This window comes from Streptomyces sp. NBC_00536 (genome assembly GCF_036346295.1).
Lineage (GTDB): Bacteria > Actinomycetota > Actinomycetes > Streptomycetales > Streptomycetaceae > Streptomyces.
The window spans coordinates 8,656,159-8,664,208 of record NZ_CP107819.1 but is presented as its reverse complement, the minus strand read 5'-3'; the positions used below and the strand labels follow the sequence as shown (position 1 = coordinate 8,664,208).

Sequence of the window (8,050 nt, the reverse complement as noted above, 5' to 3'; positions counted from 1 at the left end):
ACCTGAGCGCTGCGCGCTCAGGAGAGAACCGCTCCGCTTCGCGGAGCAGAGCCGCCCTTTGGGCCGGGGTCCTACGCTTCGCTTCGGACTGTCCGGATTCCGCTGCGCTCCATCCGGACTGGCCCGCTGCGCGGGCCCAGAGAACTCCCTTGCTTCGCGCGGGAGCTGACCTCGTTTCACGGGGTGTAGACCTTCGGCTTGTTGGGGTGTTCGCTTCGCTCCCACCCTGGTCCTTCCGGCTTCGCCTTCAGGACCATAGGGGCCCGCTTCGCGGTCCCCTGCTGGCAGCAGCGGGAAGGCCGCGGCCTCTCTTCGGCTGACGGCCAGTGAGAGCCAACCGAGAGCAGGGACCTTGGATCCCCCACTCAGGTGCGTCCCCCCGGTAGGGCTCGTGGTTGGTTTTGGGATCCCGCTACAGTCCATGACTCTTCCAGGCCCGAGAGGCCGTCCAACCGGCCCGGGCTTCGCTCTACCCCACCTGATTCATTATAGAGCCAGGATAGATATGGGAACGGATCCGTTGCAGCGCTCCGAGTGCAGCGGCCGGGTCCCCCGTGTGCGGCGAATGCGGACACGGCCCAGTAGTGCACGGTAGTTGGGCGAATTTCACCGCATCGTGTGGATCGGCGCATCTGCGCCCCGCACCAATGGGTAGTCCCTTGGTGGCTCTTCATGGGGCCAATATGACCAGGTACCCAGGCCATCCATCGCCCTCACGTCCCATCACCTTTACGTACGGGTCGACCGTCCCCGCCTCCTCGAAATCGACCGGCCCACCCAGGAGGAGACAGGCCAAAATGCCGATCACAAACCGCGTCGACCAGCGCGAGGCCGCTCAGCGAGAAGCCATTGACGCAGTTCTCCGCGCCCTGGAACCGCCTACAAGAGCGCACGCGCCCGAGGGAGGGCTCCGGACACAGGTGATCATGGCGACCGGATCGGGAAAGACCCGGGTGGCTATCCACAGCGCGGAAAAGCTCCATGCCAGCCGTGTACTGGTCCTCGTCCCCTCGCTGGACCTGCTCGCCCAGACCGAGGCCGCATGGCGCGAGGGCGGCCGTCGAGGACCCATGATCGGGATCTCCTCGCTACGCGGTGAGGAAGTCCCCTTCCCCAACACCACGGACGTGCACGAGCTGGTGGAGTGGACGCGAAGCCTGGACAAGGTCACCGTCTACGCCACGTACGCCTCCCTCGGCCTGGGCACCCTGGAGAAGGCCCACAACGCCGGCCTCTCAGCTTGGGACCTGATCGTCGTGGACGAGGCGCACCGGACGTCCGGGCGGATCGGAAAGCCGTGGGCGGTGATCCACGACAACACCCGGATCCCGGCTTTGCGCCGACTGTACATGACGGCCACGCCGCGGATGTGGCAGCTCGGGGACGAGGAACAGGCCGGCTCGCCGGGCGAGCTGGTCGCAAGCATGGACGACGACCCGGACGGGCCCTTCGGCAGCCGCTGCTTCACCCTGACGCTCGCGGAAGCCATCGACAGGGGAATCTGCGCCCCCTACCAGGTCGTATGCGTGGACATCACCGACCCCCAGCTCCAGGCCGCACAACTCCTGGGCGCCGAAGCCCGCTCCGAGGAGATCCGCGGGGCCCGGCTCGCCGCTCTGCAGACCGCCCTGGTGAAAGCATCCTCAGAAGAGGACTTCCGCAGAACGCTCGTCTTCCACCACGTCGTCAAAGAGGCCGAAGCCTTCGCCGCAGGCCTCCCCGACGTCACCGCGCAGCTGAACGACACGGACCCCAAGCTGTACCCGGCCACGATCTGGGCGGACTGGCTCTGCGGCGAGCACAGGCCACTCCACCGGCGCCGCGTCCTCGCCGAGTTCGCGGACGGCACCGCCACGGACGGCACCGCCGTGGAGAAGGCCTACCTGTCCTCCGTAAAGGTCCTCGGGGAAGGCGTCGACACCCGCACCTGCGACTCCGTCTACTGGGCCGACGTCCGCGGCTCCATGCCCGACCTCGTCCAGGCCCTCGGCCGCGCCCTCCGCATGCAGCCCGACGAAGGGAAAGTCGCCTCCCTCGTCGTGCCGATCCTCCTCGGACCCGGCGAGACAGCGGACAACATGCTCACCAGCCGGGCGTACGACGGACTCGCCAAACTCCTCGAAGCACTCCGAGCCCACGACGCCCGGATCGTGGAGACCCTCGCCGAGCAGCAAGCGCCGAGCCGCTACAAGCCCGTCAGCGAACGCGGCAGCAGCAAGAACGGCAATGGGTCCGGCAGCGGCTCCGGGAGCGTCAGCGCCCCCGCCAAAACCCTGCTGAAGTTCTCCACACCGCGCGACCCGGCCGCGCTCGCAGCGTTCATCAACCTGCGCATCCTCAACCCCGAACACGAACACTGGCGCCGCGGGGTAGAAGCCACCGTCATCTACGCCCGCACCCACGGCAACCTCCGTGTCCCATCCACCTTCCGCGTTCCGGACGCGGACAACACGAAAGCGTCCGGTTGGCCAGCCTCGCTCGCCAACTTCCCCCTCGGGCAATGGACCGCCGACGCCAGGAAGCGCTACACCCGCGGACACATGAACGCCGAGCGCGTCACCCAGCTGGAGAAACTCGGCATGATCTGGTCCCACCACGACGTCGCGTGGGAAGAAGGCCTGGCCGCCGCACGCGGCTGGGCCGCCGAACACGGCCACCTCCTGGCCCCGCGAGACGCCACCTACCAGGGCACGGCAGTGGGAATCTGGCTGAAGAACGCCCGAGTCGCCGCCCGCAGAACGGCGGAGAACGAGCAGCGGCACTCCGAGGGACTGCCCCTCCAGCCATCGGCCTGGACGATGACACAGGACCGCCGCAAGCAGCTGGAGGACATCGACCCCTCCTGGTGCCCGGACTGGCCCGTGACATGGCAGCGCTGCTTCCACCTCGTCCGACTCCACCTCAACACCGGCCAGGCACTACCAACCGCGGCAAGCAAGGTCATGCGCCAGGGCGAGGACCTCAGCCGGTGGGTCACCTCAGTCCGGCGCGGATGGAGCCAACTCACCAACGTGCAGCAGTGGATGTGCACGCAGATCCTCGGCATCACACCCGCGACCGAGAACAAGAAACCGAAACCCCGTACCAGCCAGGCCAACAAGTGGGCGATGCACTACGAAGCCGCAACCCAGTTCTTCGAGCGCGAGGGGCACCTGGCTGTGCCCCGCAAGCACATCGAGACGATCACCATCGGCGGCGACAGCGAGGACCAGAAGCAACAAGACGTGGCGCTGAAGCTCGGCGCGTGGATCGCCAACCAACGCGCCCGGGCCGCCACCCTCGCACCGGAACGCGTCGAGCAGCTGTCCAAGGCCGGGATGCGGTGGGCGTAGCCGCGCGCAGTGGTGGATATCAGGGGGACCTCGGCCCGCAGCCAGACGCAGGGGTAGCTCAATAGCAGTTCTGTAAACAACGGCCTGTCCGCATCGCCGACCGTACTGCCGCGCAACCCCAGCACGCTGGCATCCAGAACCCCGTTGCCCGCCACCGCGGGGCGTCACCCGGGGAACACAGGAGCCATCAGCACCATCGCATGTCCAGGGCCTCCAGAGCGTTGATCTGCCGCAAAGTGAGCCGGGCGGGATCGCGGCGCCGTTCGCACAGCCAGCGGCGCAGCAGGAGCGGGTCGCCCGCATCGTCGCCGCGGTAGGCGGTGGGGACAGCGAGGTGCTGATGGGTGCGCCAGAACAGGTAGGCCTCGCGCAGCCCTCTGTGGAAGGCCCAGGCCGAGTATCCGCGAGGCCGGTCCAGCAGGTGGGCGAGGGGGTGGCGCAGAGGGATCTGGCCGAGGAGTTCGTGCTGGGTGGCGGTGAGGTGGGGCAGAGCGGCTATCTGATCGGCCAGCCAGTGGCTGTAGGGGTTGGTGGCCTGTTCGGGACCGAGGTCGGGGAAGGGAACCTTGTTCCGGCGTGCGGCACTGAGGACGGCCGCGTAGGTACGGCGCCACTGCCCGCCCGGGTCCCAAGGGCTGTTCCACCAGGGGTAGATCTCGTTGAGGGCGCGGTGATAGCAGTAGGGCAGGGTGTGGCGGTCTGCTTCGGCGCGGCGTCGGGAGAGCCACATACCCAGACGGACCCCGTGATGGGTTTCGGTGCGGGCGGGGGCAAGGTGGCCATGGCGGCCGGTGTAGTCGCGTGCGATGTCGAGAGTGAACTCGATGCTGGTGGGCGGGTGTTCCCACCGGATGCCGAGGCGTTCGAGGTCTTGGGCGCGCTGTGGCAGGAGCATGCCGTGCTGTTTCATGGAGCGCTGCCTGCCGACCCACCAGCCCAGGTAGAAGCCGTCCGGAGCCTGGTGGCGGCTGGGAACGTTCAGATGGTGGTGGGTGTCGTAGTAGGCCTGGGCGTGCTGGTAGGCGGTGTCCCAGATCTGGTTGGGAGCGGACACGTGCCGGGGGCGGAGCAGGCCGATGAGTTCGTCGGCCCGTAGCGGCCGGGCAAGGGTGTAGGGGCGCTGGGTGCGGTCGCCACTGTGGAAAATGACGCGGTCGAAGACGAGTTCGTCCCACATGCTGAGGCTGATGAGGATCTGGTGCAGCAGGTGGAAATTGGTGCCTTTGACTCCGTCTTCGATTTTCTGGTTCGGGCTGAGGTAGACGGGGACGATGATGCGGGCGATCTTGCCCTGTCCGGGGATCTGGCGAAGGGCTCGGCCGATGGCCTGGAGGATCTGGACGGGGCTGCTCTTGGGATCGGCGAACAGGACGGAGTCCAGAGCGGGGATGTCGACGCCCTCGGTGAAGCAGTTGCAGTTGCTGAGCACCGCTCTGCGCGGAAGATCCTCTCCCGCGGGGCCATGCGTGGGGGTGTCGATGAACTCCTGGAGTGCCGTGCGGCGGGTGATGGCGCGAAGGTTGCTGTGGACCACGTTGCTGGAGAGACGGCAGCGCATGTACGGGGGCATGTACTGCGCGGTCTCGGCGAGGGTTTCGGCGAAGACAGAGGCATCGGCGATGTAGGTGTGGAAGGTAAGGGTCCGCCTGAGGTCGTAGAGGTGCTGGGCCTGCAGGAGGGCGACTTGTGCGGCTGCCAGGCGCAGTCCCTCACTGGTGGCGTCGGTTCGTCCGGGATGGCGCAGGGCTCGTCTGAGGTCCTCTTCTGTGACTTCGACGGCGACGATCTCGTAGTCGGCCAGAAGGCCTTCGGCGATCGATTCGGCCAGGGAGAGACGGCAGACGACCGGCCCGTACAGGCGTGGGTCATCCATGGAGGCGATGACGTCGGTGCCCAGGGTGTCCCCGTCCGTGCCGGGGGCGAGGACGCGGGGTGTGGCGGTCATGTGCAGGCGCCTGCGGGCGGGAAAGAGGGCGTCGTCAAGGACACGGGCCCAGGGCCGGTTGCCGTCACCGGCGGTACGGTGGGCCTCGTCGCAGATGATGAGGTCCCAGCGGGCGAGGTGGTGGTCGCGGTGGGCCTCTTCGATCTTCTCCTGTGACTGGTAGGTGCAGAAGACATTCAGGGGGCCGAAGGCCGCAGCCCTGGCGGCGTGGTGGGCCAGTTCCGCGGATGATCCGACCCGCAGGACACCGGCGGGCAGGGTGCTGCCAGCCTCCTCGTGGCAGATGATCAGGTAGAGGCCCCGGCGGCCTTCACTCTGCCAGGCCTGCGCGGTCTGGTAGAGCAGTTGGATGTTGGGGGCGAAGAGCACCACGTTGCCGTGCGGGGCGATCCGGTGGGCGATGTGGAGGGCGACGAGGGTTTTGCCGGTGCCGGTGGCCATCACGACGCTGATGCGGGCGTGATGGTCGAGGAACGCGGAGACGCTGTTGTCGACGGCGACGGCCTGGTGGCCGCGCAGCGGGGTGGCGAGCTGTTCTTCGGTGACGGTTCCGGGCACCGGTGGCTCCCTTGCGATCGCATGCCTGGAACCTCATGGTCCGCGCAGGAAACCGTGCCCAGTTTCCTTTTCGCCGACCGGTTCACACTTTCGGGCATATCCGACGGGCAGGCAGGTTTCGGCGGCACGGTGCGGAGCAGCATGAGGCAGCCGTGCTCTCGACAGCGGTGTCGGCAGCGGGGCAGCTCCGGAGAGGGGAAAGGTGAACGGGCAGGGAGCGGTGCCCTGGCGGTTCGGCCCTCGCCGGCCGCTGCCGGTGCGGGTCGTGCCGGTAGAAGGCGAGTCGACGGGCAGTTTCGTCGGCCGGCTCGCACACGGCCAGGGCCTTCAGCTGGAAGAGCTGCTGGAGCGCGTGGGCTTCGGACAGGCCTCAACCGATCCGGTGCGGGTTCGGGCCTATCCCTCCACCACCGAGATGTACGTCAACGAGCAGGGACTTGAGTACCTGGCGGTACTTGCCGGGAGCACCGTGCGGGCGCTGCAGGAGGCCCTGCCCAGCACGGCGGCCGCGCACCTGCTCAAGGCCGAAAGCACACCGGTGTGGAAGTGGCCGTGGCTGGTGCGCGAGGGTCACCTGGTGCCGCTGTGCGGGGCTTGCGCCGCCGACCGCGGGGTGCGGGAGAGGGTGTGGATGCTCAGTGCGGACCGCTGGCGGGTGTGCGGGGAACATGGGCGGTTCACCGACAACGACAGCACCGGGGGCGAGCGCGGGCTGTCGCTGAAACTGCTGCCGGAGACGGCACGGGCGCACCAGGAGCGGGAAGCCCTCCAGCGTCGGTACGGGCCAGCCGGCCGGGAGCTGTTCGCCGACGCCTTCCAGATCACGGTGCACTGGTGGACACACCTCCCCGGCACCCCACGCTGGATACAGCGGGCACGGGAGGCGGACCTCACGGCGCGGGCGGTGTCTACCGCGCCGCTCGTGCTGATGCCGGAGGCCGCGGCCCTGGCGGAGCGGCTGGCCGCTTTCGAGCAGGCGGACCGGCGGGACGGGCAGGCCCGTACGCGATGGCTGGACAGGCTGCGGGACGAGATGGACCGGTGGGGCGTCGACTTCCCCGTCGGCCGGCTGGCGCTGATGGACTGGCTGCAACGACACAGCACCCCCACCGCCCGGGCGCCGGACACCACCGGCGGGCTTGCCGTGGAAACGGCACCGCCGGTGCGACCTGGTCGTGCCGGCGGACCGGCCGCCGGAGAACCACGGCAGGTGCCGGACCTGCGACTGCCAGCCGGACACACACGAGCGGCACAATCCACCGGGGTCCTTCAGGCGGCATCGTGCCTCCCCTGGCAACTGGGACAGCCCGCATGCGAGATGTGAAACCCGGCGGCGCGACGGCGTCCTCTGCGGGCGGCGATGCCGCGGAGGATACGGGAACGGGCAGTGGCGTTCCCCGGCGGTCTGGTGTGCGCAGCGGCGCGACACTTCTGCGGGAAACGGGCGGCATGAGCGCGGTGGAGAGTCCCGGCGGCCTGCCGGAGAGTGAGACGGTCCGGGGCCTGGAGCGGGATGTCGTGGCCTGGTACCGCGAACCGTACGGACCGGCGCGCGTCTGCGACGCGGCGGGGCTTCGAGAAGTGGCGCTGGAAGAGTTCGGGCCGGTGAGCGAGCCGGTGCCCTACCGGGGCCGCAAAGGCATCATCACCTACTGGCCCCTCGCGAACGGGCGGACGGTGATATGCGGGTCGCTACGCATGTGGCACATCGCGCTCGCGCTGGACTTCGACGAGCACATCGATGCGTTCAGCTGCGAGCCACTGGAACTGCGCTGGCGAGCCGGTCAGCGGTCAATGCGGTGGCGGCCCCCGTTCGTAGCCCGTACCCGGGACGGGGAGCGCCAGGTCCTGCTCCTGTCGTTCCCTGCAGGGGCGCCGTCCGCGGTGCACACCGACCGGCTGCGCGTGCTCGGCGAGGTCGCCCAGGCAGCCGGGTGGCAGATCAGGCACGTGCCAGACCCCTCCACCTTTCAGACGCAGAACCTGCGATGGCTGGCCGGCTACCGCTTCCCCTCCCCGGCAGCAGCAGGTGAACGCGAGGCGCTGCTGGGCGCCTTCGGCCAGCCCATCGGGCTGCGGCAGGGATGTGCGGCCAGTGGTCTGCCTGCACTGGCCGCGCTGGACTTGGCGTACCGGATGATCTGGCAGCGAAGGCTGCACATCGACTGGCAGCGGCTGCTGTTGCCCGATTCACTCGCCTGGGCCGGCTGAGGAG

Annotated in this window: 4 protein-coding genes; 3 read left to right on the top strand and 1 reads right to left on the bottom strand. The window is 68.6% G+C overall.

Features of this window, described 5'->3' with window-relative positions; genetic code table 11:
- Positions 1-797: 797 nt before the first annotated feature.
- Positions 798-3,332 carry a DEAD/DEAH box helicase gene (locus OHS33_RS37325; protein ID WP_330328278.1) on the top strand — a complete coding sequence of 845 codons (2,535 nt, stop codon included), beginning with the start codon at positions 798-800 and terminating at the stop codon, positions 3,330-3,332.
- A 187-nt stretch (positions 3,333-3,519) separates the two neighbouring features.
- Here the strand turns inward: OHS33_RS37325 and OHS33_RS37320 are convergent, their stop codons facing one another.
- A complete protein-coding gene (locus OHS33_RS37320) occupies positions 3,520-5,835 on the bottom strand; it encodes a DEAD/DEAH box helicase (RefSeq protein WP_330328279.1) in 2,316 nt (771 codons plus the stop codon).
- Positions 5,836-6,037: 202 nt separating this feature from the next.
- Between OHS33_RS37320 and OHS33_RS37315 the strand changes: the two genes are divergently transcribed.
- Together OHS33_RS37315 and OHS33_RS37310 are read left to right on the top strand one after the other, a co-directional pair.
- Entirely contained in the window at positions 6,038-7,159 is a 1,122-nt protein-coding gene (locus OHS33_RS37315) for a TniQ family protein (protein WP_330328280.1), read from the top strand.
- 125 nt (positions 7,160-7,284) lie between these two features.
- Positions 7,285-8,046 carry a TnsA-like heteromeric transposase endonuclease subunit gene (locus OHS33_RS37310; RefSeq protein ID WP_330328281.1) on the top strand — a complete coding sequence of 254 codons (762 nt, stop codon included), beginning with the start codon at positions 7,285-7,287 and terminating at the stop codon, positions 8,044-8,046.
- Positions 8,047-8,050: the final 4 nt, after the last annotated feature.

Coding starts and splice junctions, on each gene's coding strand:
- OHS33_RS37325 (WP_330328278.1), top strand. CDS start 798: ATGCCGATCACAAACCGCGTCGACCAGCGCGAGGCCGCTCAGCGAGAA.
- OHS33_RS37310 (WP_330328281.1), top strand. CDS start 7,285: ATGAGCGCGGTGGAGAGTCCCGGCGGCCTGCCGGAGAGTGAGACGGTC.